This is a genomic window from Pseudonocardia abyssalis, from assembly GCF_019263705.2.
Taxonomy (GTDB): Bacteria; Actinomycetota; Actinomycetes; order Mycobacteriales; family Pseudonocardiaceae; genus Pseudonocardia; species Pseudonocardia abyssalis.
On sequence record NZ_JADQDK010000001.1, the window covers coordinates 4,091,892 to 4,115,220 of the forward strand.

General features: G+C 73.9%; 23 protein-coding genes. 10 read left to right on the top strand and 13 right to left on the bottom strand.

Going from position 1 to position 23,329, the window contains the following annotated elements; translation table 11 throughout:
- Nucleotides 1–16 precede the first annotated feature (16 nt).
- Nucleotides 17–1,078, bottom strand: a complete 1,062-nt coding sequence (gene dapE, locus I4I81_RS19765; protein ID WP_218602829.1) for a succinyl-diaminopimelate desuccinylase — start codon at nt 1,076–1,078, stop codon at nt 17–19.
- A gap of 183 nt (nt 1,079–1,261) precedes the next feature.
- On the opposite strand from dapE, the gene dapD reads away from it, so the two are divergent.
- Together dapD and I4I81_RS19775 are read left to right on the top strand one after the other, a co-directional pair.
- The gene (gene dapD, locus I4I81_RS19770; RefSeq protein ID WP_218602828.1) at nt 1,262–2,200 is read left to right on the top strand and encodes a 2,3,4,5-tetrahydropyridine-2,6-dicarboxylate N-succinyltransferase; all 939 of its coding nucleotides are present in this window, start codon (nt 1,262–1,264) and stop codon (nt 2,198–2,200) included.
- A gap of 11 nt (nt 2,201–2,211) precedes the next feature.
- A complete protein-coding gene (locus tag I4I81_RS19775) occupies nt 2,212–3,165 on the top strand; it encodes a CHAD domain-containing protein (RefSeq protein WP_226363468.1) in 954 nt (317 codons plus the stop codon).
- Here I4I81_RS19775 and I4I81_RS19780 read toward each other — a convergent pair.
- From I4I81_RS19780 to fdxA, 3 genes are read right to left on the bottom strand one after another with little or no spacing between them, the layout of a single operon-like run.
- On the bottom strand, nt 3,155–4,357 hold the full coding sequence (locus I4I81_RS19780; RefSeq protein WP_218602827.1) for an MFS transporter: 1,203 nt from the start codon (nt 4,355–4,357) through the stop codon (nt 3,155–3,157). The genes I4I81_RS19775 and I4I81_RS19780 overlap by 11 nt on opposite strands.
- Nucleotides 4,354–5,436, bottom strand: coding sequence for a succinyldiaminopimelate transaminase (gene dapC, locus I4I81_RS19785; RefSeq protein ID WP_275967474.1), 1,083 nt, complete (start codon nt 5,434–5,436; stop codon nt 4,354–4,356). The genes I4I81_RS19780 and dapC overlap by 4 nt, the downstream gene beginning before the upstream one ends.
- A complete protein-coding gene (gene fdxA / locus I4I81_RS19790; RefSeq protein WP_185719949.1) occupies nt 5,433–5,759 on the bottom strand; it encodes a ferredoxin in 327 nt (108 codons plus the stop codon). Before fdxA ends, dapC begins: the two co-directional genes overlap by 4 nt.
- A gap of 104 nt (nt 5,760–5,863) precedes the next feature.
- Between fdxA and I4I81_RS19795 the strand changes: the two genes are divergently transcribed.
- Nucleotides 5,864–6,829, top strand: a complete 966-nt coding sequence (locus I4I81_RS19795) for a GNAT family N-acetyltransferase (RefSeq protein WP_226363469.1) — start codon at nt 5,864–5,866, stop codon at nt 6,827–6,829.
- 1 nt (nt 6,830) lies between these two features.
- Here I4I81_RS19795 and I4I81_RS19800 read toward each other — a convergent pair whose 3' ends face one another.
- Genes I4I81_RS19800 through mshB form a run of 3 tightly spaced genes read right to left on the bottom strand, consistent with a single transcriptional unit; the run spans nt 6,831 to nt 8,864 of the window.
- Nucleotides 6,831–7,601, bottom strand: a complete 771-nt coding sequence (locus I4I81_RS19800; RefSeq protein WP_226363470.1) for a hypothetical protein — start codon at nt 7,599–7,601, stop codon at nt 6,831–6,833.
- On the bottom strand, nt 7,594–8,007 hold the full coding sequence (locus tag I4I81_RS19805; RefSeq protein WP_218606144.1) for a hypothetical protein: 414 nt from the start codon (nt 8,005–8,007) through the stop codon (nt 7,594–7,596). Before I4I81_RS19805 ends, I4I81_RS19800 begins: the two co-directional genes overlap by 8 nt.
- The gene (mshB, locus tag I4I81_RS19810; protein ID WP_226363471.1) at nt 8,004–8,864 is read right to left on the bottom strand and encodes an N-acetyl-1-D-myo-inositol-2-amino-2-deoxy-alpha-D-glucopyranoside deacetylase; all 861 of its coding nucleotides are present in this window, start codon (nt 8,862–8,864) and stop codon (nt 8,004–8,006) included. Before mshB ends, I4I81_RS19805 begins: the two co-directional genes overlap by 4 nt.
- 174 nt (nt 8,865–9,038) lie before the next feature.
- Here mshB and I4I81_RS19815 point away from each other — a divergent pair, with 174 nt between their 5' ends.
- The 6 genes from I4I81_RS19815 to I4I81_RS19840 all read left to right on the top strand — a co-directional run bounded on the left by I4I81_RS19815 (nt 9,039) and on the right by I4I81_RS19840 (nt 15,173).
- Complete coding sequence (locus I4I81_RS19815; protein WP_218616249.1) at nt 9,039–10,688, top strand: peptide ABC transporter substrate-binding protein; 1,650 nt, start codon at nt 9,039–9,041, stop codon at nt 10,686–10,688.
- Nucleotides 10,689–10,822: 134 nt separating this feature from the next.
- Entirely contained in the window at nt 10,823–11,749 is a 927-nt protein-coding gene (locus tag I4I81_RS19820) for an ABC transporter permease (RefSeq protein ID WP_218616250.1), read from the top strand.
- Nucleotides 11,742–12,692 (top strand): ABC transporter permease, encoded by a 951-nt coding sequence (locus tag I4I81_RS19825; RefSeq protein WP_225924640.1) that lies wholly within the window; start codon nt 11,742–11,744, stop codon nt 12,690–12,692. The genes I4I81_RS19820 and I4I81_RS19825 overlap by 8 nt, the downstream gene beginning before the upstream one ends.
- A 1-nt stretch (nt 12,693) precedes the next feature.
- Nucleotides 12,694–13,701, top strand: a complete 1,008-nt coding sequence (locus tag I4I81_RS19830; protein WP_226363472.1) for an ABC transporter ATP-binding protein — start codon at nt 12,694–12,696, stop codon at nt 13,699–13,701.
- Entirely contained in the window at nt 13,698–14,714 is a 1,017-nt protein-coding gene (locus tag I4I81_RS19835; RefSeq protein WP_275967475.1) for an ABC transporter ATP-binding protein, read from the top strand. The genes I4I81_RS19830 and I4I81_RS19835 overlap by 4 nt, the downstream gene beginning before the upstream one ends.
- A 21-nt stretch (nt 14,715–14,735) precedes the next feature.
- Entirely contained in the window at nt 14,736–15,173 is a 438-nt protein-coding gene (locus tag I4I81_RS19840) for a GNAT family N-acetyltransferase (RefSeq protein WP_218605899.1), read from the top strand.
- Between the two features lies 1 nt (nt 15,174).
- Here the strand turns inward: I4I81_RS19840 and I4I81_RS19845 are convergent, their stop codons facing one another.
- Nucleotides 15,175–16,929 carry an ABC transporter family substrate-binding protein gene (locus I4I81_RS19845; protein WP_218616601.1) on the bottom strand — a complete coding sequence of 585 codons (1,755 nt, stop codon included), beginning with the start codon at nt 16,927–16,929 and terminating at the stop codon, nt 15,175–15,177.
- A gap of 51 nt (nt 16,930–16,980) precedes the next feature.
- Entirely contained in the window at nt 16,981–18,900 is a 1,920-nt protein-coding gene (gene typA / locus I4I81_RS19850) for a translational GTPase TypA (protein WP_218605665.1), read from the bottom strand.
- A 63-nt stretch (nt 18,901–18,963) separates the two neighbouring features.
- On the opposite strand from typA, the gene I4I81_RS19855 reads away from it, so the two are divergent.
- Nucleotides 18,964–19,113, top strand: a complete 150-nt coding sequence (locus tag I4I81_RS19855; protein ID WP_218605664.1) for a hypothetical protein — start codon at nt 18,964–18,966, stop codon at nt 19,111–19,113.
- A 351-nt stretch (nt 19,114–19,464) separates the two neighbouring features.
- Here the strand turns inward: I4I81_RS19855 and I4I81_RS19860 are convergent, their stop codons facing one another.
- The 4 genes from I4I81_RS19860 to I4I81_RS19875 all read right to left on the bottom strand — a co-directional run bounded on the left by I4I81_RS19860 (nt 19,465) and on the right by I4I81_RS19875 (nt 23,309).
- On the bottom strand, nt 19,465–20,334 hold the full coding sequence (locus tag I4I81_RS19860) for a type IV toxin-antitoxin system AbiEi family antitoxin domain-containing protein (protein WP_218605663.1): 870 nt from the start codon (nt 20,332–20,334) through the stop codon (nt 19,465–19,467).
- Nucleotides 20,335–20,472: 138 nt separating this feature from the next.
- On the bottom strand, nt 20,473–21,249 hold the full coding sequence (locus I4I81_RS31350; protein ID WP_275967476.1) for a (deoxy)nucleoside triphosphate pyrophosphohydrolase: 777 nt from the start codon (nt 21,247–21,249) through the stop codon (nt 20,473–20,475).
- Nucleotides 21,250–21,306: 57 nt separating this feature from the next.
- Nucleotides 21,307–22,629 (bottom strand): ATP-binding protein, encoded by a 1,323-nt coding sequence (locus I4I81_RS19870; RefSeq protein WP_218616251.1) that lies wholly within the window; start codon nt 22,627–22,629, stop codon nt 21,307–21,309.
- Complete coding sequence (locus I4I81_RS19875) at nt 22,626–23,309, bottom strand: response regulator transcription factor (RefSeq protein ID WP_218605877.1); 684 nt, start codon at nt 23,307–23,309, stop codon at nt 22,626–22,628. Before I4I81_RS19875 ends, I4I81_RS19870 begins: the two co-directional genes overlap by 4 nt.
- Between the last annotated feature and the right edge of the window lie 20 nt (nt 23,310–23,329).

Below are 23,329 nucleotides of genomic sequence, written 5' to 3' on the forward strand. Positions count from 1 at the left end.
CAGGGTAGTGAGGCGCTCACCGCAGGAACCGGCGGAGTACGTCCACGGACTCGGTGATCTGGCGGGTGTCGACGTTCTCCTCGCGGGTGTGGGCGAGGTTCGGGTCGCCGGGGCCGTAGTTGAGCGCCGGGATGCCGAGTCCGGCGAAGCGCGAGACGTCCGTCCAGCCGTACTTCGCGCTCGGCACGGCACCGGTGGCGGCGACGAACTCCCGGGTCACCGGGGCCGTCAGACCGGGCAGTGCGCCCGGCGACAGGTCGGTGACCGCGAGGTCGAAGCCGTCGAACACCTCGCGGACGTGCCGCTCCGCGGCCGCGGCGTCGCGGTCGGGGGCGAAGCGGAAGTTGACGGTGACGACGCACGCGTCCGGCACGACGTTGCCCGCCACCCCACCCGCGATCCGGACGGCCTGCAGCCCCTCGCGGTAGACGCAGCCGTCGATGTCGACGTCGCGGGCGATGTACGCGGCGAGGCGCTGGAGCACCGGGGTCGCGTTGTGGATCGCGTTGTCGCCCAGCCACGACCGTGCGGAGTGCGCCCGGCGCCCCGTGGTGGAGATCTCCGCACGCAGCGTGCCCTGGCAGCCCGCCTCGACCCCGACGTTGGTCGGCTCCCCGAGGATCGCGAGGTCGGCGACGAGCCAGTCGCGGTGCTCCCGCTCGATGCGCCCGAGCCCGTTGCGCGCGGCCTCGACCTCCTCGCAGTCGTAGAACACGAACGTCAGGTCGTGGCGCGGTTCCGGGAGCGTGGCGGCGAGGTGCAGGAAGACGGCGTCGCCCGCCTTCATGTCCGAGGTGCCGCAGCCGTGGAGCAGGTGCCCGTCACGGCGGCTCGGCACGTTGTCGGCGATCGGGACGGTGTCGAGGTGCCCGGCCAGCAGCACCCGGTCCCCCCGGCCGAGGTGCGTGCGCGCGAGCACCGCGTCTCCCGTTCGCAGGACCTCCAGGTGCGGCGCCTGTTCCCGCAGCGCCGTCTCCACCGCGTCGGCGAGCCCGGCCTCGTCACCGGAGACGCTGGGGGTGTCGACGAGCGCGGCGCAGAGGTCGATCGGCGAGGCGGTGAGGTCGAGGGAGGTCACGACGGCGAGGCTAGTCGCGACACGACGCGCGGCAGGGCACCGAGCCACCCCCGACCGTGCAGTGGGGTGGCTCTACCGCAACCAGGTCGGAGCGAAGCCACCCCACTGCCAGGCGGGCGGGGGGCCGTGGACGCACGCGGCGGCGGCCGGCCGGTCGTGACCGGCACCGGATAACGTCGTCGCGTGAGCACCACACCGCGCCGCGAGGGCGCTTCCGGAACCGGCCTGGCCACCGTCACCCTGACCACCGGAACGGTCCTCGACACCTGGTACCCCGCCCCCGCGCTCGGCCCCGACGCGACCGACGTCGCCGCCGACCTGGAGCCCATGGCCGGGGTCGACGACGCCCGCGGGGTCCGCACCGTCGTCGTGCGCACCGCGATCGGGTCCCTGGCCGACCCGCCCGTCGACGCCTCCGACGTCTACCTGCGCCTGCACCTGCTCAGCCACCGGCTCGTCGCCCCGCACGAGGTCAACCTCGACGGCCAGTTCGGGCTGCTCGCGAACGTCGTCTGGACCGACCGCGGCCCGTGTGGGGTCCCCGACTTCGAGCTGGCCCGGATGCGGATGCGCGCCCGCCGCCCCGTCACCGTCTACGGCGTCGACAAGTTCCCGCGGATGGTCGACTACGTGGTCCCGTCGGGCGTCCGGATCGCCGACGCCGACCGCGTGCGCCTGGGCGCGCACCTCGCCGAGGGCACCACCGTCATGCACGAGGGCTTCGTCAACTTCAACGCGGGCACGCTCGGCTCGTCGATGGTGGAGGGGCGGATCTCCGCGGGTGTGGTCGTCGGCGACGGTTCCGACGTCGGTGGCGGTGCGTCGATCATGGGGACGCTCTCCGGCGGCGGCAAGGAGACGATCGAGATCGGACGGCGCTGCCTGCTCGGCGCGAACGCGGGCATCGGCATCTCCCTCGGCGACGACTGCGTCGTCGAGGCGGGCCTCTACGTCACCGCGGGCACGAAGGTCACCCGCCCCGACGGCTCCACCACGCCCGCCCGCACCCTGTCCGGCCGGGACGGTCTGCTGTTCCGGCGCAACTCGGTGTCCGGCGCCGTCGAGGTGCTCCCCCGCACGGGCGAGGGCATCGCGCTCAACTCGGCGCTGCACGCCAACTAGGCTCTCCCGTCGTGCCCACTGCTGCCCCCCGCCGCCACCGATCGATGTCGGCCGAGGCGTTCGACCTGCCGGCCCCGCTCACCGCGGCGCCCTCGGACGCCCCTCCGCACCACGTCCGCGCCGCCCTCGACCTGCGCCTGCGCGCCCTCCTGAAGCACGACCCGGGCACCCGCACCGGCGACGACATCGAGGACCTGCACCAGATGCGCGTGTCGGTGCGGCGGATGCGGGCCGCTCTCAAGGCCGCGCGTCCGCTGCTCGACCTCACCTGGGGCGACGGCCTGCGCGCCGAGCTGGGCTGGCTCGGCGGTGCACTCGGACCGGTCCGCGATCTCGACGTGATGCTGCTGCGCCTGCGCGGCGAGGTCGCCGCGCTGCCCGCCGCCGAGCAGGAGGCAGGGCAGGCGCTGGTCGCCGCTCTGGAGGCCGAGCACGTCGAGGCCCGGGCCGAGATGCTCGCCGCGCTCGACGCCCCGCGCTACCTCGCACTGGTGGAACGCATCGCGGACGCGATCCGGCTGCCCCTGCCCACGCCGTCGGCCACGCAGGCGCAGCCCGAGCTGATCGACCTCATCCGCGCCGAGGCCGCGAAGATGACGAAGGCCGTGCGGAGGGCCGGGGAGGACCCGCCCGACGAGGTGCTGCACGCGCTGCGCATCCACGGCAAGCGCGTGCGCTACACCGGCGAGCTCGTGCAGCCGGCGTTCCGCGGCACCCCGACCGGGAAGTCGATCAAGGAGCTGCTCGGGGCCACCGAGGAGCTGCAGGAGGTCCTGGGCGACCACCAGGACGCCTGCGTCGCCGAGACCCGCATCCGCGAGCTGCTCGACGGCCTCGGCGACGATCTCGACGCCCACGTCGTGTTCGTCGCGGGCCGCCTGGTGGAACGTGAGCGCACCCGGGCCGAGGCGAAGCGCGCGCAGTGGTGGCCGGCGTGGGAGAAGGTCGCCGCGATCAGCCTGTGACGGGCCGGTCGCCGATCTTCACGATCGCGAACGCCTGGAGCGCACCTGCCGCGAGCAGGACGGCGATCGCGGCCGGGTACGCGCCCGTCACGTCGAGGAGCACGCCCATCAGCAGGGGGGTGAGCCCGGCCGCGGTGTAGCCGACGCCGAGCGCGAACCCGGTGGTGGCGGAGCTCGCCGCGCCGTCGGGCGTACGCCAGGCGATCACCGTGAGACCGAGCGGGAACCCGGCGCCGACGCCGACGCCCATCAGCACGACCCAGATCCACGGGCCGAGCAGCGGGGGCATCGGCAGGACCGCCGCCCCGACGGTGCCGGCCACCCCGCAGGCCAGCGTCAGCATCGCCCAGAACCGCCAGCGCCGACGCCGCTCGGCGAACGCGGGGGCCAGCAGCGCGGCCGGGATCTGCGTCACGCTCCACACCGCGAGCAGCAGCCCGGCCTGCGTCGGGCTCCAGCCCTGGCCCTCGTAGTAGGGCGCGAGCCAGGTCAGCCAGCCGTAGAACATCACCGAGGTGCCGGTCTGGTAGCAGGCCGACAGGCGGGTGAACGGGTCGCGCCACGGCAGCAGCGTGCGGTGGCCGGTTCGCTCGGGCACCGGCACGCGGCGCGCGATCGGCGTCCAGAGCGCGACGGCGAACACCGCGGGCACCGCCCACACCGCCAGTGAGAACGACCAGCCGCCCAGCGCCACCGACAGCGGTACCGCGACGGCGCTGGCGACCGTGGCCCCGACCATCATCGAGACGACGTACCCGCCGGTCGCCAGCCCGGCGCGTTCGGCGAGGTGCTCCTTGACGACCCCCGACAGCAGCACGCCGGCCAGCCCGATCCCGGCCCCGACGACGAGGCTGCCGCCGATCAGCGACCACAGCGCCGTCGACGGACCCAGTTCGGGGACACCGCGGAGCAGCCCGCCCAGCGCGACCAGCCCGACCGCCCCGCCGAGCGCGCGTTCCCGGCCGAACCGGGCGCCGACCACGGGCCCGGCGAACGACCCGGCGCCCATCATCAGCACGGCGCCGGCCTGCACCAGCCCGGCGACGCCCGCGGACGCATCCAGCTCGGCGCGCACGGACTCCAGCAGCGGCGGGTAGCCCGCCAGGGACGCACGGAGGTTCACGGCCAGCGCGAGCAGGCCGAGCAGGACCACCCACGGCCGCACCGCCGTGGGACGCACGACGGTGCTCACGGAGCGAGCCGGGCCACCGCCGCGTCGATGCGCTCGTCCGTCGCGGTGAGCGCCACGCGCACGTGCTGCGCCCCCGCCGGTCCGTAGAACTCCCCCGGTGCCACCAGGACACCTTGCGCCGCGAACTCCCGCACCGTCAACCGGGAGGGCCGCCCCGCGGTGGCCCAGAGGTAGAGCCCGGCCCCGGAGTGGTCGACGCGCAGGCCCGCCTTCTCCAGCGCCACCCGCAGCCGCCCGCGCCGCGCCGCGTAGACCGCGGCCTGCGCGGTGACGTGCGTGTCGTCGGACGCGGCGGCCTCCATCGCGGCCTGCACCGGCCGCGGGACGATCATTCCGGCGTGCTTGCGCACCTCGAGGAGGCCGGCCACCAGCGCCGGGTCACCCGTGACGAAGCCCGCGCGGTACCCGGCGAGCCCGGAGGACTTCGACATCGAGTGCACCGCGAGCAGTCCCTCGTGCGACCCGCCGCAGACGTCCGGGTGCAGGATGGAGGAGGCGCCGTCGCTCAGCGACAGGTAGCACTCGTCGGACGCGACGACCGTACCCCTCTCCCGGGCCCACGCCACGACCTTGCGCAGGTGCTCGGGCGGGAGCACCTGACCGGTCGGGTTGGACGGCGAGTTCACCCACACCAGCCCGACCCGAGCCGGGCCGAGCGCGGTGAGCCCGTCGGACCGCACGGGGGTGGCCCCGGCGATCCGCGCGCCGACCTCGTAGGTCGGGTAGGCCAGCTCCGGGATGACGACGGTGTCGCCCGCGCCCACGCCGAGCAGCGTGGGCAGCCAGGCGACGAGCTCCTTCGAGCCGATCGTCGGCAGCACCGCGACGGGGTCGACCGTGACGCCGAAGCGCCGCAGCAGCGAGCCCGCGATCGCGACGCGCAGCGACACGGGGCCGTGCGTCGTCGGGTAGCCGGGCTCGTCGGCGGCCGGACCCGACAGGGCGGCCCGCACGACGGGCGCGATCGGGTCGACCGGGGTGCCGACGGAGAGGTCGACGATGCCGTCGGGGTGCGCGGCCGCGAGGGCCTTGTCCTCGGCGAGCGAGTCCCAGGGGAAGTCGGGTAGCTGCCCTATCACTCGTCGTGCTCTTGCGGGGGCAGGCTCTTGGCCGGCTCGACGTCCATCTCGGTCTTGCCGACCTTCGACGCGCCGCCGGGGCTGCCCAGGTCGTCGAAGAAGTCGACGTTGGCCTTGGTGTAGGCGGTCCACTGCTCGGGGACGTCGTCCTCGTAGTAGATGGCCTCGACCGGGCAGACCGGCTCGCAGGCACCGCAGTCGACGCACTCGTCGGGGTGGATGTACATCATCCGCCCGCCCTCGTAGATGCAGTCCACCGGACACTCTTCGATACACGCCTTGTCGAGGAGGTCGACGCAGGGCTCGGCGATCACGTAGGTCACGGGGGTCCTCCGGTCGGGCAGGTCGGGGCGTGGACAGTATGTATCGGGAAGGGACGTCGCACCCAGCCGGGGCGGTGTGACGCGCGTCGTCGGAGGATAGCCGAGTGGATCTCCTCGACTCGCTCGCCGGCCGCCGCGTGTCCCTGCGCCACCGCGTCGGCGACCGCGACGGCCGGCCCCTGTTCAGCGACGCCGTGGGCGAGCTGACCCCGGGACCCGACACCGTCACCGTCGAGACGCGCCGTGGTCCGGTGCACGTCGCGCGGGACGCGGTCGTCGCCGTGCGCGCCGTCCCGCCCGCACCGCCGCGCCGGGCGTCGTGGGGAGCGGTGGTGCACCTGGAGGAGCTGTGCGCCGACGCCTGGCCCGCCCCCGCCGACGAGCGGCTCGGCGCGTGGCGGCTGCGCGCCGCGGGCGGGTACACCGGCCGCGCCAACGCGGCACTGGCCCTGGGCGACCCCGGGATGCCGGTCCCCGAGGCACTCGACGCCGTGCGTGCCTTCGCCGCGGCGCACGGGATCCCGCCGCGCGTCACGGTGCCGACGGGGTCGCCGTGGGACACCGCGGTGTCGGGGGCGGGCTGGGTGCTCGACACCGGGCACGCGGCGGGCGCGGAGGTCGCGGTGCTCGTCACCGGGTTGGCCGGCGTCACCGCCGACGGGGGTCCCTGGACGATCACCACCCCGGACCGCCCCGACCCGGACTGGTGGGCGATGGGCCTGCACGGCGGCACCCCCACCCCTGTCCAGCGCCACGTCCTCGACCCCGCCGACGGCTCCACCGCGTTCGTGCTCGCGCGCGACCCGGCGGGCGCGGCGGTCGGGCAGGTCCGGGCCACCGTCGCGCAGGACCACCTGCACCTGTCCTGGCTGGAGGTCGTGCCCGCCGCGCGCCGCCGGGGGCTCGGCGCGGCGCTGATGGCCGCCGCCGCGGGGTGGGCGCGGGCCCGGGGCACCCGCTTCGGTGTCCTGCAGGTGGCGCTGCACAACACCGGTGCCCGCGCCCTCTACGAGGGCACCGGTTGGACCGAGCACCACCGCTACCGGTACCTCGTACCCCCCGTCCGATAGGTCAGGCGACCTTCAGGCGCTTCTCCGCCTCGCGGGCCGCGCGCTTGAGCCCGGACCACTCCCCCAGGTACTTCCCGACCACCCCGACGACCGGGAGGTTGCTCAGGGCGGAGTGGAACCAGTTGCCGTGCGGGTGCTTGTCGAGCTCCGCCTCGACGGCGAACAGCGCCCGACCCAGCCGCCACACGGCCGATCCGATGCGCGGCAGCGTCGGGCGGCTGTCGGCCCCGTCGAGGTCACCGGTGAGCTCGGCGGCGCGGGCGTCGGCCACCTCGTCCGCCGCCGCGTCCGGTCGCTCGACGACGAGTTCGCGGCGGAACAGCACCGCACCGAGCAGCCCGATGAGCCGGTCCTCGTCGTGGACGCCGTGCTCGCCCGCGATCGCGACCAGCACCAGCCCCTGCCCGGCCGCGCCGAGTGCCGAGGAGACCGGGAGCCGCTTCGCCAGGACCCCGCCGATGCCGGGGATCGCCGCGATCAGCGTCGTGAACCGGCCGACGCGGCGCACCCACCAGCGCGACCGCTGCGCGGGTTGCATCGACGCCCACGCCGCCGTGCCGGGGATCTCGACGGAGGCGAGGAAGTCGAGCACCTTCTCCCGCACGCCGCGCTCGTCGTCAGGACCCTGCACGGCCGCCACCCGCGCCCGCAGACCGAACGGGTCGGTCTCCCGCAGCCCGTCGAGCACCGGGCGCGTGGCCCGGACGAACGGCCGCAGCGCCGCCACCATCGCCCCGTCCGTGATCGGCCCGCTCGATGTCGTGTCAGCCACGGAACTCCCCGTTCATCACGCGCTGCAGGGCCCACAGCCCCGCCGCGATCCCACCGAGCACCAGCGCCCCGGACTGCCAGTTGATCGGCACCAGCACGTCGCCGCCCGGACCCGCTACGGCCAGCACCGCCACCACCGCGAACCACGCGACGATCGGTGCACCGGTGACCGCGGGCCGGTCGTCGATCTCCCCCGCGCGCAGCACCAGCCACGGCAGGATCAGCACCGTCAGCACCACACCCATCGGCACCGGGACGCCGCCGGTGTAGATCTGCGCGAACGCGACGCCGAACGCGCCGAGCAGCACGCCGTCGAGGACGAGCAGGACGAGTGCCCCGATCCCGGCCAGGCGCGACTCCGGCCGCGGGGAGATCTCGCGCGCGACCACGTTCCCGGGTGCGGTCACGACCCGTCCCCGAACAGCCCGCCCGCCGGACCGGAGAACTCCTCCACGTCCAGCAGCGGCTGCGCCACCCCGTTGCTCATCGCGAGCGCCACGACACCACCCTGCTCCCACACCGAGATCTGCGTGGCGTGCGCCCGCATCGCCGCGATCCTCGCCGCCCGCACCCCGGACACGTCCACCCGGGTGGTCACCGCGGCGTCCGGGACGCTCGGCAGCTCGTCGGGCGCGGGGATCCGGAACGGCACGCCGGCGGTGCCGGCCAGCCCGGCGAGCCCGGCGTCGAGGGTGGAGCGCCCGATGACCGTGTGGAACAGCCGCGCCGGGACCCGGGCCACCGCGGCCACGGTGATCTCGTGCGCGCGCACGTGGTCGGGATGGCCGTAGCCGCCGTCGGGGCCGTAGGTGACGACGACCTGCGGCGCGACGTCGGCCAGCACCGCGGCGAGCGCGCCGACCTGGTCGTCGAACGCCTCCGGGGCCGCGAACGCCCGGGGGTGCAGCACCTCGGGCGTGGCGGCCCGCACGCCGTGACCCGCGAGTGCCATGCCCGAGTCGCGCCAGCGGCCGGCCCCGCCGAGGAAGCGGTGGTCGCTGACGCCGAGCGCCGCGCAGGCCCCGGCGAGCTCGCCGATGCGGTAGCCGCCGAGCTGGTCGGCGTCGTCCGGACCGAGCTGCGCGAGCTCCGGCGGGATCACCTCGCCCTGCTCGCCGAGCGTGCACGTCACCAGCGTGACGGCGGTGTCGGGACGGGCGGCGAGCGTCGCGAGGGTGCCTCCCGTCGCGAGCGTCTCGTCGTCGGGATGGGCGTGCACGAACACGATCCGGCGCGCCCCTCGGTCCGTGGGGGAACGGGTCACGGAGTCGAGCCTAGGCGGTCCGCGCAGCTCACCGGGGTCGGACGAGCGAGGTCCGGCGCGCAACCGATTTGTTATCTTCCGCCGCCGGGACTGCGGTTACTGTGCGGTCACATTGCCCGGATCGCGGCTGAGGAGCGCCACCCGTTCCGCCGCGCCTGTCAGATTTGGAAACACATGCGATCACGTCGAGTTGCAGCCTCACTCGCCGTCGGTGTCTCCGTCGCGCTGTTCGCCAGCGCGTGCGGGGGCGGCGGGGGCGATTCCGCGGGCGGCGCAGGTGGCGACGGAGCCGCCGCCACCATCAGCGTCTACAGCACCGAGCCGGAGAACCCGCTCGTGCCGAGCAACACCAACGAGGTCGGCGGCGGGAAGGTCATCGACTCGCTGTTCAGCAACCTCGTCAGCTACGAGACCGAGGACGCCGCGCCGTACAACGAGGTCGCGGAGTCCATCGAGACCACCGACTCGCAGAACTACACGATCACGCTGAAGGACTGGACGTTCCACGACGGCACCCCCGTCACCTCCTCCAGCTTCGTCGACGCCTGGAACTTCGCGGCGTACGGGCCCAACGCCCAGCAGAACTCGTCGTTCTTCAGCCAGATCCAGGGCTTCGCCGACGTGAACCCGACCGACCCCGACGGCGAGTCCGGCCCCGCGGAGGCCCCGGCCCCCGCCGCCGAGACGATGTCCGGCCTGCAGATCGTCGACGACAAGACGTTCACCGTCGCGCTGACGGCGCCGTTCTCGGTGTTCCCGACGGTCCTCGGCTACTCGGCGTTCGCCCCGCTGCCCGCGTCGTTCTTCACCGACCAGGCCGGCTTCGAGGCCGCCCCGATCGGCAACGGCCCGTTCCGCTACGTCGACCGCCAGCCCGGCGCCAACATCACGCTCGAGACCTGGGCCGACTGGCCGGGCGAGCGCAAGCCCAGCATCGGGGGCGTGGAGTACCGCTCGTACGCCTCGCCCGAGGCCGCCTACGCCGACCTGGTGTCCGGCAACCTCGACTACATGGAGCAGCTGCCGCCCTCGTCGCTGGTCGGCCGGCTCTTCGAGCAGGACCTCGCCGGCCGCAACTCGAACACGACCTACCTCGGCATCAACACGATCGCGTTCCCGGTCTACGACCCGAAGTACGCCGATCCCCGCGTGCGCCAGGCCCTCTCGGTCGCCATCGACCGCCGGGCCGTCAGCGACCAGGTCTACGACGGTCTGCGCGACCCGGCCGCCGGCGTCGTCCCGCCCGGCCTCGACGGCTTCGTCGAGGGCCAGTGCGGCGACCTGTGCACGTACAACCCGGACAAGGCCAAGCAGCTGCTCGCCGAGGCCGGCTTCACCGGTCCGATCGAGCTGACCTCGAACGTCGACGGCGCGGGCAACCAGGAGGTCTTCCAGGCCTTCTGCATCTCCATCACCAACGCCACCGGCATCCCCTGCAACTTCGTGCCGGTGCCGACGTTCGCGGAGTTCCGCACCACGATCAACGCCCGTGAGGCCACCACGCCGTTCCGCACCGGCTGGTCCGCGGACTACCCGTCGATCGAGAACTTCCTCAACCCGCTCTACAGGAGCGGTGCGTCCTCCAACGACGGCGAGTACACCAACCCGCAGGTCGACGCGCTGCTCGCCCAGGGCGACTCGGCCCCGTCCACCGAGGAGAGCTTCGGCTTCTACCAGGAGGCGGAGCGCCTGATCCTGCAGGACATGCCCACCATCCCGACGTTCTACTCGACCACCCAGGCCGGCTGGTCGCCGCGGATGTCCACCGCGACCACCAACCAGTTCCGTGAGCTCGACCTGCTCACGGCGACGGTGTCCGAGTAACGACCAGCACGACCCACCACAGCTCAGGGCGGCGGCCGGGCACCCCGGTCGCCGCCCTACGCTGTGGATGTGGGTCAGACCGTGGCCTCGCGACCCCACCGGGCACGGGCCGCGCCGCACCCAGGAGGTGATTCGTGGGCCGCTACGTGCTGCGTCGGCTGCTCCAGCTCGTCCCCGTGTTCATCGGGACGACGTTCCTGATCTACGCACTCGTCTGGGCCATCCCGGGCGACCCCTTCGCCGCCAAGTGCGGCGACCGTCCGTGCCCTCCGGCGTACGTCGCGGAGATGCGCGAGAAGTTCCACCTCGACGACAACATCTTCTCCCAGTACTTCCAGTACCTGGGCAACCTCCTCACCGGCGACTTCGGCGAGACGTTCTCCGGCCTGCAGGTCAGCGAGCTCATCGCCGACGCCTACCCGACGACCATCCGGCTGGCGCTGCTGGCGCTGCTCATCGAGGCCGTCATCGGCCTCGCCGCGGGAGTCTTCACCGGCCTGCGCGGCGGCGGCTTCCTGGACAACCTCGTGCTGGTGTCCACCCTGTTCCTCATCGCGGTCCCGGTGTTCGTCACCGGCTTCGTCGTCCAGACGTTCCTCGGCCTGCGCTGGGGGATCATCAGCCCGACGGTGTCGATCGACCCGACGTGGGGCGAGCTGATCGCCCCGGCGTTCGTGCTCGGCAGCCTGTCGATGGCGTACGTGACCCGGCTGATGCGCACGTCGATCGCGGAGAACCAGCGCGCCGACTACGTGCGCACCGCGGTCGCGAAGGGCCTCACCCCGCGCCGCGTCGTGGGCGTGCACCTGCTGCGCAACTCCGCGATCCCGGTGATCACGTTCCTGGGCACCGACCTGGGCGCGCTGATGGGTGGCGCGATCGTCACCGAGGGCATCTTCAACATCCGCGGCATCGGCGGGCTCGTCTTCCGTGCGATCGTCACCAAGGAGGGCATCACCGTGACCGGTGTGGTGGTCCTCCTCGTCATCGTCTACCTGCTGATGAACCTGCTGGTCGACGTGCTGTACGCCGTTCTCGACCCGAGGATCCGCCTTGACTGACCCGCAGGCCATCGCCACCGCGAGCCCCACCCCGCTCAGCCAGGCCGGCGCCCCCGGCGAGCCCACCACCACCGACAGGCCCCGCAGCCTCACCTCCGACGCATGGCACGACCTGCGCCGCCGCCCGCTGTTCATCGTGTCCGCGGTGCTGATCGTGATCCTGCTGGTCATCGCGGCGTTCCCGCAGCTGTTCACCTCCGTCGACCCCGGTGTCGGCGAGCTGTCGCGCTCGCGCCGGGGTCCGTCGTCGGACGCGATCTTCGGCTACGACGCCCTGGGCCGCGACGTGTTCGCCCGGGCGATCTACGGCGCCCGCGTCTCGATCGTCGTCGGCGTGCTCGCCACCGTGCTGACCGTCCTCATCGGCGGCGTGCTCGGGCTGGTGTCCGGGTTCGCGGGCGGCCGGGTCGACTCGGTCATCTCCCGCTTCGCCGACGTGTTCTTCGGCCTGCCGTTCGTGCTCGGCGCCATCGTCATCCTCTCGACGTTCCGCGACGCCGTCGGCAACAACCCGATCGGGATCTCCGCGATCGTCATCGGCACCATGGCCGCACTCGGCTGGCCCGTGGTCATGCGGATCATGCGGTCGGCGGCGATCGCCGCGCGCAACCAGGACTACGTCCGCGCCGCGCGCGGGCTGGGGGCCGGGCCGCTGCGGATCATCGTCAAGCACATGCTGCCCAACTGCGTGGCCCCGGTGCTGGTCTACGCCACGATCTCGCTCGGCGCGTTCATCGGGGCCGAGGCCACCCTGTCCTACCTGGGCATCGGGCTGCGCGACCCCGTGGTCTCCTGGGGCGTGATGATCAGCGAGGCGCAGACCTCGCTGCGCGTCGCCCCCACCCTGCTCGTCTTCCCCGGCGCGTTCCTGATCGTCACCGTGCTCGCGTTCGTGATGCTCGGCGACGCCGTCCGCAGCGCGTTCGACCCGAAGGGCCGCTGACGTGGACCTGAACAAGAACGGCGACACCACGGGCCCCCTGCTGGAGGTCGACGGCCTGCACGTCGAGTTCCACACCCGCGACGGCGTGGCCAAGGTGCTCAACGGCGTCAGCTACTCGGTGGCGGCCGGCGAGACCCTGGCCGTGCTCGGCGAGTCCGGCTCCGGCAAGTCCGTCACCGCCAACACCGTCATGGGCATCCTGCCGATGCCGCCGGGGCGGATCACCGCGGGCTCGATCCGCTACCGCGGCGAGGAGCTGCTCACCGCGGAGGACGAGCGCCGCCGCGAGCTGCGCGGCGAGAACATCGCGATGATCTTCCAGGACGCGCTCTCCGCCCTGAACCCCGTCTACACCGTCGGGTTCCAGATCGGCGAGCAGCTGCGCACCCGGCGCGGGATGAGCAGGAAGGACGCCGAGAAGCGGGCCGTCGAGCTCCTCGACCAGGTCGGCATCCCCGGCGCGACGCAGCGGGTGCGCAACTACCCGCACGAGTTCTCCGGCGGCATGCGGCAGCGCGCGATGATCGCGATGTCGCTGGCCCTGGACCCCGACGTCCTCATCGCCGACGAGCCCACCACCGCCCTCGACGTCACCGTGCAGGCCCAGATCATGGACCTGCTCAAGGACATCCAGACCGAGCGCCACATGGGCCTGATCCTCATCACCCACGACCTCGGTGTGGTCGCGGAGGTCGCCGACCGGATCGCCGTGATGTACGCGGGGCGGATCGTCGAGAACGCCGACGTCCACGCGCTCTACGCCAACCCGTGCCACCCGTACACGCGGGCGCTGCTGGAGTCGATCCCGCGCCTGGACAGCAAGGGCACCGAGCTGCGGGCCATCAAGGGCCTGCCGCCGAACCTGACGAACATCCCGTCCGGCTGCCCGTTCCACCCCCGCTGCCCCATGGCCGTCGACCGCTGCCGCGAGGTCGTGCCGTCGTTGGAGCCACTGCCCGGCGGCCGTTCGTCGGCCTGCCTGTTCGCCGAGGAGCTGGTGAGCGCGTGACATCGCTGCAGAAGAACGAACCGATCCTCGAGGTCGAGAACCTCGTCAAGCACTTCCCGGTGCGGGTCGGCATCGCGATCAAGCGCACCGTCGGGCACGTGCGGGCCGTCGACGGGGTGTCGTTCACGCTCAACAAGGGCGAGACGCTCGGCGTCGTCGGCGAGTCCGGCTGCGGCAAGTCGACGCTCGCGCAGGTGCTGATGCGCCTGGAGCCGCCCACCGGCGGGTCCGTGCGGTTCCACGGCGAGGACATCTTCGGCAAGCGCGGCAAGGAGCTGAAGGCGCTGCGCCGGCAGATCCAGATCGTGCTGCAGGACCCGTACACCTCGCTCAACCCGCGCATGACGGTCGGCGACATCATCGGGGAGCCCTTCGAGATCCACCCCGAGGTCGCGCCGAAGGGTGAGCGCCGCAAGAAGGTGCAGGACCTGCTCGACGTCGTCGGCCTGAACCCCGACTTCATCAACCGGTACCCGCACCAGTTCTCCGGCGGCCAGCGCCAGCGCATCGGCATCGCCCGCGCACTCGCGCTGCGGCCCGAGGTGATCATCTGCGACGAGCCGGTGTCGGCGCTCGACGTCTCCATCCAGGCGCAGGTGATGAACCTGCTCGGCGACCTGCAGCGCGACTTCGGACTGTCCTACGTCTTCATCGCCCACGACCTGTCGGTGGTGCGGCACCTGTCGGACCGCGTCGCCGTGATGTACCTGGGCAAGATCGTGGAGATCGGCACCGAGGACGAGATCTACACGCGCCCGTCGCACCCGTACACCCAGGCGCTGCTCTCGGCCGTGCCGGTGCCGGACCCGTCGGTCCGGGTCGGGCGCAAGCGGATCCGCCTCACCGGCGACGTCCCCAGCCCGGTCAACCCCCCGTCGGGGTGCCGGTTCCGGACACGGTGCTGGAAGGCGACGGACCTGTGCGCGGAGGAGGAGCCGGCCCTGGAGCTGCGCACCGGCGGCCACGCCAGCGCGTGCCACCACGCCGAGGAGCAGTACCTCCTGCCCACCTGATCCGGCTGCCCACCCGAGCCGATGACGCCTCCCGTCGCACCCCTGGCGCCCGACGTCGAACTGCTGCGGGTGCAACGGGACGCGTACCTCGTCGAGGCCGCACTGCTCGGCACCGACGCCATCCCGGCCCTGCACGACACCCTGGACTCGCTCGCCACCGCGGGGCTCGCCTGGTACGGCTGCCGCGACGAGACCGGGTTGCTCGGGGCCGTCGCCACCACGGCCGCGGACGGGGTCGTCGACATCGACCGGCTCGTCGTCGCCCCACGCGCGTTCCGGCGGGGCGTCGGCACGGCGCTGGTCGCCCACGTCCTCGACCTCGCCCCCGGCGCGGTCACGGTGTCGACCGGTCGGGCGAACTACCCCGCCCGCATCCTCTACGAGCGGGCGGGGTTCCGGGTGACCGACGAGGCGGAGGTCGAGCCGGACCTGTGGGTGACGCGCTACCGGCGCCCCTGATTCAGCGAGCCGGTTCGTTCCACCGGGCGGCCCCGGCGAGCGGGCCCTCGGTGAGCGGGCCCGGCGCGATGCCCGTCGCGGCGTCGGCGGCCGCGCTGCTGACCACCAGGCCCACCGGCTGGAACAGCGGGAGAGCGGGCAGCTGCATCCACAGCACCCGCTCCGCGGTGGCGAACCGGGCCGGGTCGTCCTCCCCGCTGCCCGCCGCGAGCGACTCCAGGAGCAGCTGCAGGGCCGGGAAGCAGAAGCCGGTGGGCGTCGACGGCGGATCGGGGACGACCGCGGTGGGCAGCGCGCAGCCGTAGTCGGAGGCGAGCTCCGTACCCGGTGCGCCGCCGACGGTGCGCGGGCCGACGATCACGTCGACCGCCACTCCCCCGCCGGGTGGCGGTGCCGTCGTCGGGGCGGCCGACGAAGTGGCGGGGGCCGCCGACGACGTCGTGGCCGGCGCGGTCGTCGCGGTGATCTCGGTGGCGGGCGCACTGCCCTGCACGAACAGCTCCGCAGCGGGCGACTCGACTGCGGTGGTGTCGATCCCGGCCACGGTGAGCTGCGCCGCGACGAGCCGCGCCACGCGACCGTCCTCCGGCCGCTCGGCCGCCGAGCCGATCACCAGCGCGACCGGTTGCCCGTCGACCGTCCAGTTCCCGGACGCGTCCCGGGCCCAGCCCGCGGACCGGAGCAGCTGCTCGGCCGCGATCGGGTCGGGCCGGGCGGGGGCGCCGTCGGGGGCGCTCGCCGCGTACCCGGGCTCGGAGGGGGCGAGGCCGAACGCGTCGGCCGGGAGGGCCTCGGGCGCGACGGAGAGCCGGATCGCCTCGCGGTCGAGCAGCGCGGCGAGGCCCTGGCGGGCGCGCGCGTCGCGCAGCGGCCCGTCGACGGAGCGCAGGCCGAGCTGGGTGACCGTCGGCAGCGGGGCGAGCTGCGTGCGCGGGACCGGGCTCAGGCCGCCCAGCGCGGTGCGGATCGCGGGGTCGGCCTCGGAGAGCGCGACGTCGACGTCACCGGCGGCCAGCCCGGTGGCCATCGCGGCGTCGTCCAGGCGCCGCAGGACCAGGGTGTCGAGGACGGCGGGGGTGTCCCAGTAGGTGTCGTTGCGGGCGAGCACGACCTCGCCGCGGCCCGCGTCGACCGTCGCGATCCGGAACGGGCCGCCCGACGCCGGCAGGCCGCCCGTCGTCGCCCCGATCCAGGAGCCGGGGGCGTCCTTGAGCAGGTGGGCGGGCAGCAGGTCGGAGAACAGGCCCTGCCAGGCCGGGTACGGCTCGTCGAACACCACGTCGACGGCCTTGCCGCCCGCGCGCGACCGCACGTCGGTGATGAGGCGGTAACCCGCGGCGTCGGCGACGCCCGCGTCGGCGCGCATCTGCTCCCACAGGTAGACGAAGTCCTCCGCCGCGATCGGCGTGTTCGTCGACCAGGACGCCTCGAGGTTGAGCTCGTAGCTCACCGTGAACGGCTCGGTGGACACGACCTCGGCACTGGTGGCGATGGTGCGGTCGAGCTGCGGGACTCCGTCGGGGCCCGGGCGGAAGACCGACGGCAGCACGAGCGCGGCCACGGCCGTGGTGAGCGACGAGGAGTGGGCCAGCAGGTGCGGGTTGAAGCCCGCACCCAGATCCTCGACGCCGACCACCAGCTCGCTCGGCTCGGGCTGCGCGGTGGGCTCGGGCGCCACCGGGGGCGGCTCGGCCAGCGGCACCTGGGTGCAGGCGGCCAGCAGGACCGTCAGCAGAGCCAGGACCACGGCGCGCATCACCCGGTCATCCTGCCACTCGGTCGGGTGACCCGGTCCGCCCGCCGCCGATCAGCCGGCCGCCGCCTTCGCCTTCGAGCGCTGACGCCCGCGCAGGTGCGAGTCGAGCTCGACCTTGCGGATCCGCACCGACTCGGGCGTCACCTCGACGCACTCGTCGTTGGCGCAGAACTCCAGGCTCTGCTCCAGGTTCAGCACCGTCGGCGGGGTGAGCTTGACCAGCTCGTCGCTCGTGGACTTCCGCATGTTCGTCAGCTTCTTCTCGCGGACGATGTTGACCTCGAGGTCCTCGGCGCGCGTGTACTCGCCGATGACCATTCCCGAGTACACCTGCGTGCCCGGGCCGATGAACAGCACGCCACGGTCGGCGAGCTGCTCCACCGCGTAGCCGGTGACGGGGCCGGTGCGGTCGGCGATCAGCGAGCCGCGGAGGCGGTTGTTGATCTCGCCGACCCACGGGCCGTAGCCGTCGAAGACGTGGCTGACGATGCCCGCTCCGCGCGTGATCGTCAGGAACTCGGTGCGGAAGCCGATCAGGCCCCGCGACGGGACGCGGTAGTCGAGGCGGACGCGCGAGTCACCGTGCACCATCTGGCTCATCTCACCCTTGCGGCCCGCGAGGAGCTGGGTGACGGCGCCGAGGTGCTCGGTGGGGACGTCGGCGGAGAGCTGCTCGAACGGCTCGTGCAGCTTGCCGTCGATGGTCTGGGTGACGACCTCGGGCTTGCCGACGGTCATCTCGAAGCCCTCGCGGCGCATCGTCTCGACCAGGATCGCCAGGGCCAGCTCACCTCGGCCCTGCACCTCCCAGGCGTCGGGGCGCTCGGTGGGGAGCACGCGCAGGGACACGTTGCCGATCAGCTCGGAATCGAGCCGGCCCTTCACCTGGCGGGCGGTGAGCTTGGTGCCCGGGTGCGGGTCGCGGCCGACGAGCGGGCTGGTGTTGATGCCGATCGTCACCGAGATCGCGGGCTCGTCCACGTGGATGCGCGGCAGCGCGACCGGGGTCTCGGGGTCGGCGAGGGTGTCGCCGATCGTGACGTCCGGGATGCCCGCGACGGCGACGAGGTCACCGGCGTACGCGGCGTCGGTGGGCACGCGGGTCAGCGCCTCGGTGCGCAGCAGCTCGGTGATCTTGACGCGGTTGACCTTGCCGCCGTCCTGCATCCACGCGACCTGCTGGCCGCGGCGGATGACGCCCGCGCGGACCCGGCACAGCGCGATCCGGCCGAGGAACGACGAGGCGTCGAGGTTGGTGACGTGGGCCTGCAGCGGCGCGTCGGCGTCGTCGGCGGGCGGCGGGACCGTCTCGGAGATGACGTCGAACAGGCTCTCCAGCCCCGGCTCGTCCGGGAGGTCGCCGTCGGCGGGGCGGTTGCGACTGGCCCGGCCGGCGCGCCCGCTCGCGTAGACGACGGGGAGGTCGAGCAGGCGCGAGGTCATGGTCTCGTCGAGCTCGAGCTCGTCGGCCAGCTCCAGGAGCAGCTCGAGGCTCTCGTCGACGACCTCCTCGCAGCGGGCGTCGGGGCGGTCGGTCTTGTTGACGACCAGCACCACGGGCAGCCCGGCGATCAGGGTCTTGCGGAGGACGAAGCGGGTCTGCGGCAGCGGGCCCTCGGAGGCGTCGACGAGCAGCACGACGCCGTCGACCATCGACAGGCCGCGCTCGACCTCACCACCGAAGTCGGCGTGGCCGGGGGTGTCGACGACGTTGAGCGTCATCCCGTGCCAGTTGATCGCCGTGTGCTTCGCGAGGATCGTGATGCCCTTCTCGCGCTCGAGGTCGCCCGAGTCCATGATCCGGTCGACGACGGCCGCACGCTCACCGAACGCGCCCGAGGCGCGGAGCATGGCGTCGACGAGGGTGGTCTTCCCGTGGTCGACGTGCGCGACGATGGCGACGTTGCGCAGCGCGCCGTCCCCGCGGATCGCGCCGGGGCGTGCGGGGGCATCGGAGGTTGTGGTGCTCACAGTTCACGGTAGCCCGTCCGGCTCCTGGCCCTCGCCCAGGTGTGAGCCTAGGCTCTCCTCATCATGGGCAAGGTGAAGAAGAAGTGCTGCCGCTCGAAGCCGACGCGCTGCTCCAACTGCCCGGTGGTCGCACTGCGCCTGGACAAGATCGAGAGCCGGGGACTGCGGGGCAAGGAGCTCCGCCGGGCGGTCAAGGCCGCACGCGTCTACTGAACCGATTCGCCCGTTCCGGTCCGATGAGCGGCGAAGATCGGGCGACGGGCGGTAGATCGGGCGTACTGTCATCCTCCCGGCCGTGACCCGGGTCTCGTGGACGCTCCGCCCGCCGTACCGGGCGCCGGAGCGCGATCCGTCGCGTCGACGACGGGTGGCGCCGCTCGCCCGCGGCCCGCTCCGTGGACCGCGCCCCCGCGGCGACACGTGTCCAAAATCACTCCTTGCCACCGCGTCCCGGTCCCGGGGAACGAGACGCAGGGTGCTCCCACGGGCAGGGCGGCACCGAGCATGATCGCCGTCCCGGAACCGGGTGCGGGCCCCGACCCGCTCCCCGTTCCCAGTCCTCGATCATCGGGCGCGGCGGGCCCGGCGGACCTCCGACCCGATCTCCGCGAGCACCGCCCCCGGCCGCTCCACGAGGTCGTGCCAGGTGTAGCGCAGGACCGTCCAGCCGGCCCGGACCAGGACGTTCTGCCGGCGCTTGTCCGCCTGTGCCCGCACCGCGTCCATGTGCCACGCCCATCCGTCGATCTCGACGGCGACCATCGCCTCCGGGAACGCGATGTCGATCAGGAACCCCGAGGCGGGCAACCCGCAGTGCCAGCCCCGAGCACCCGATGCGCGCAGCATCCTCACCAGCAGCCGCTCCGCCTCCGACGCCGAGCGATCGGCGGCCGCGATCAGCAGCTGCCCGGCCCGCGCCGATCCCTGGGCACCGAGGTTGCGGCAGTGCGCCGCGTACACCGTGGGGAAGCGGACGGTGCGCTGCAGCGCCCGGTCGAGGAACCGGCCGCCGAGGTCGACCGAGGCTTCCACGACCGTGAGCGGCCGGGCGGTGACCGCGATCCCGCGGACCTCGGTGACGTCCACCGGGTCCAGCGCACGCCGCCGCACGTCGACGGCGGGGCGGCCGCGCGGGTTGCGGTGCCGCGGCACCGTCACCCGGACCGCGGTCGGTGCGCGGTCGGCCATGCCGTGCCACCACGCGGCGGCGCACCCGGAGAGCACCGCGCCGTCACCGGCCCACAGGACGGCCCCGCGGACGGCGACCTCGTCGTCTAACCGGTGCCCGGCCGCCAGGTAGACGTGCGGGTGCAGCGGCCGCCAGCGCCTGCGGCGGACGAGGTGGTCGATCGCGTCGCGCGAGAGGCCCGCGCGGTGGGCCTGCTCACGGGAGATGACGCCCGCCTGGCGGGCCAGCAACGAGTCGATGGACATGACCGACTTCGACGGATCCCGACGTCTCCCGGTTCCGTTCCGGCCCGGATCCGGTGCTCGTGCGAACGCCGGATCGCGGTGATCACCGTTTCGGAACCGTCCGCGGGCCCGGCCCCGCCGCCGGTTCCGATCCGCTGATCATGGTCGGAGCAGGTCCACCAGGTCGGCGACCACGGCGCGGTCGGCCGGCACCCAGTCGACGCCCGGCACCTCCGCCGCCGTGACCCACCGCAGCCCGGAGTGCTCCAGGGCCCGCGGCTCGGGCCCCCCGTCGGCGAGGTGGGCGGTGTGGACGCGCAGCACGCCTGCGTCGATGCGGAGGTCGGTGGCCAGCCGCCCGTCGACGACGACCTCCGTCCCGAGCTCCTCCCGGCACTCGCGCACCACGGCGTCGGCATCGGACTCCCCCTCCTCGACCCGCCCGCCCGGCAGCTCCCACAGCCCGGCGAGCGCAGGCGGCCGGGTGCGCTGCGCGGCCAGCACCGAGCGGTCGCGGACCAGCGCGGTGGCGACGACGGCCCGCGCCGCGACGAGGGCCTCAGCGGCGGAGGTGACCGCGGCCGCGCGGGCGGACAGCAGCCGCCGGACCTGACCGTGCGGGACCGGGCCGCTCCAGCGCACCTCGCCGACCATCCGCGTCCCGCCGTCGACCGGGGCGAGGGTGACGGCGTGCGCCCCGCCCCGCCAGGTGACGCGCACCCCGGCCGGTGACACCGCCTCGACCCGCACCCGCAGCGACACCCCGGGGCGCAGCCGGATCCGCACCTCGTCCTCCGGTCCCAGCCACCGCGCCGGCGCACCGAGCCGGTGCCCGTACCGGCCCAGCGCCGCGGCGAGCACGTCGACGTCGCGAAGGACCCCGGCGACGGTCCGGGGCGGGGCGGTGATCAGGGTCGTCGAACGCAGCACCGGCACCCGGCGATGGTGCCAGCACCCGCGACTCGTGGGCGTAGACCCGGCGACTCGCGGGCGTCAGCGGGTGGGGGTCGGGGTGGCGGCGGGCCAGCGGGCCTCCAGGCGCGCCCCGCCCCCCGTCGCCTCCCCGGCCACCACGTGCCCGCCCCGGCCCGTCACCAGTGCCGCGACCAGGGCCAGTCCCAGGCCCGCCCCTCCGCCGGCCTCCGGGTCCAGGCGGACGAAGCGGTCGAAGACCCGTTCGCGGTCGGCGGGCGGGATACCGGGCCCGTCGTCCTCCACCACCAGACGCACCCAGCGCCCGGCGGGCAGCACCCCGATCCGGACGACGGAGCGGGCGTGGCGCCGCGCGTTGGCGACCAGGTTGTCGAGCACCAGGTCGACCTCGGCGGGCCCGGCGGCGACGAGCGCCGGCGCGGGGGCGACCAGGTCGAGGGCCGGGGGCGGCGCACCGGCGCGGGCGAGGGCGGAACGGGCGGCCGCCACCAGGTCGACGGGGCGGGGGTCCGGGCGGCGACCGGCGTCGGCGCGGGCCAGTGCGAGCAGGTCCGACAGCAGGACCGACAACCGCTCGGCCTCCACCGCGACCGCGCGCAGCGTCTCGTCGGCCAGGTCCGGGTCCGGGTGCGCGACCGCGACCTCCGCCTGCGCGCGGATCGCCGCCACCGGGGACCGCAGCTCGTGCGCCGCGTCGCCGGTGAACACCTGCAGCCGGGCCACCGCGTCGTCGCGGCGGGCGAGGAGCCGGTTCATCTCCTCGGCCAGCGCGCGCAGCTCGTCATGGGCGGGCGGTACGGGCAGCCGCTCCCCTGCCGGGAGCATCGACGCCGCCGAGCGCAGCCGCTCCACCGGGCGTAGCGCGGCCCGCGTCGCCGCCCACGACGCCGTCGCGACGACACCCGCGACCAGCAGCGCCCCGAGCACGAACGCCCCGGCCCCCCTGGCCAGCAGGACCGCCCCCCCGACGATGTCGCCGACGGCCACGACGAGTCGCGTCGATCCGTCGGGCAGCACGGCGGGCACCGCGAGGTAGCGGCGCAGTTCGTCGAAGGAGCCGACGACGACCCCGTCGCCTGCGGCCAGCGTCCGGATCTCGCGCTGCTCCAGCGGCAACGCACGCCCGCCGTCGACCGGATCACCCGCGGTGTCGACGATCCGCACCGTCGGGACGCGCAGCGACGCGGGCACCTCCCCCGCCTCCAGCCGCACGACGACGGCGGCGGCGTCGGCGCGCAGTTCCTCGTCGGCCGCGGCGAGCAGCGTCGAGTACAACAGCCCGACCCCGAGCCGGCTCAGCGCGAGCAGGGCCACCAGTGCCGCCCCGCCGACGACCACGGTGATCCGGAACCGCAGACCCCGGGCGGCCCACCAGGTCCTCATGACGACGAGACGAGGTACCCGAACCCGCGCACGGTCCGCAGCACCTGCCCGGCGCCGACGGCGTCGAGCTTGCGGCGCAGGTACCCGACGTAGACCTCGACGACGTTGCGGCTCGCGGCCCCCTCGTCACCCCAGACGATGCGCAGCAGGTCGTCCTTGGCGACCGCGGTGTCGGGCCGGCTGGCCAGCGCGTGCAGGAGCGCGAACTCGCGCGGGGAGAGCTCCACCGGCTCGCCGTCCCAGCTCACGGCCCGCGCCACCGGGTCGACGACGAGCGACCCGAGCCGCACGCGCTGCCCGACCCGCCCGAGCGCGGCGTCACGGCGGCGCAGGATCGCCTTGAGCTGCGCGACGAGCACGACGAACGCGAACGGCTTGACGAGGTAGCCGTCGGCCCCGAGGTCGAGGCCGTCGGCCTGGTCCCACTCGCCGTCCTTGGCCGACACGAGCAGCACCGGCGTGTCGACACCCGCCGACCGCAGCTGCTCGAGCACCCGGTAGCCGGACAGGCCCGGGAGGATGATGTCGAGGACGATCGCGTCGAAGCTGCCGGTGAGCGCGGCCTCGAGCGCCGAGTCGCCGTCGCCGCGCGCGACGACCTCCATGCCCTCGGAGGTGAGGCCTCTGGCCATGGCCGTGCGGATGCCGGGTTCGTCGTCGACCACCAGCACGCGCGCCATGTCCCCGGGAACGTACCGCC

What these genes read in the sequence shown, in the direction of transcription:
- I4I81_RS19840 (WP_218605899.1), top strand. Translation starts at nt 14,736, where the DNA reads ATGACGCCTCCCGTCGCACCCCTGGCGCCCGACGTCGAACTGCTGCGG.
- I4I81_RS19870 (WP_218616251.1), bottom strand. Translation starts at nt 22,629, where the DNA reads ATGAGGACCTGGTGGGCCGCCCGGGGTCTGCGGTTCCGGATCACCGTG.
- I4I81_RS19845 (WP_218616601.1), bottom strand. Translation starts at nt 16,929, where the DNA reads ATGCGCGCCGTGGTCCTGGCTCTGCTGACGGTCCTGCTGGCCGCCTGC.
- I4I81_RS19855 (WP_218605664.1), top strand. Translation starts at nt 18,964, where the DNA reads ATGGGCAAGGTGAAGAAGAAGTGCTGCCGCTCGAAGCCGACGCGCTGC.
- I4I81_RS19860 (WP_218605663.1), bottom strand. Translation starts at nt 20,334, where the DNA reads ATGTCCATCGACTCGTTGCTGGCCCGCCAGGCGGGCGTCATCTCCCGT.
- I4I81_RS19815 (WP_218616249.1), top strand. Translation starts at nt 9,039, where the DNA reads ATGCGATCACGTCGAGTTGCAGCCTCACTCGCCGTCGGTGTCTCCGTC.
- I4I81_RS19875 (WP_218605877.1), bottom strand. Translation starts at nt 23,309, where the DNA reads ATGGCGCGCGTGCTGGTGGTCGACGACGAACCCGGCATCCGCACGGCC.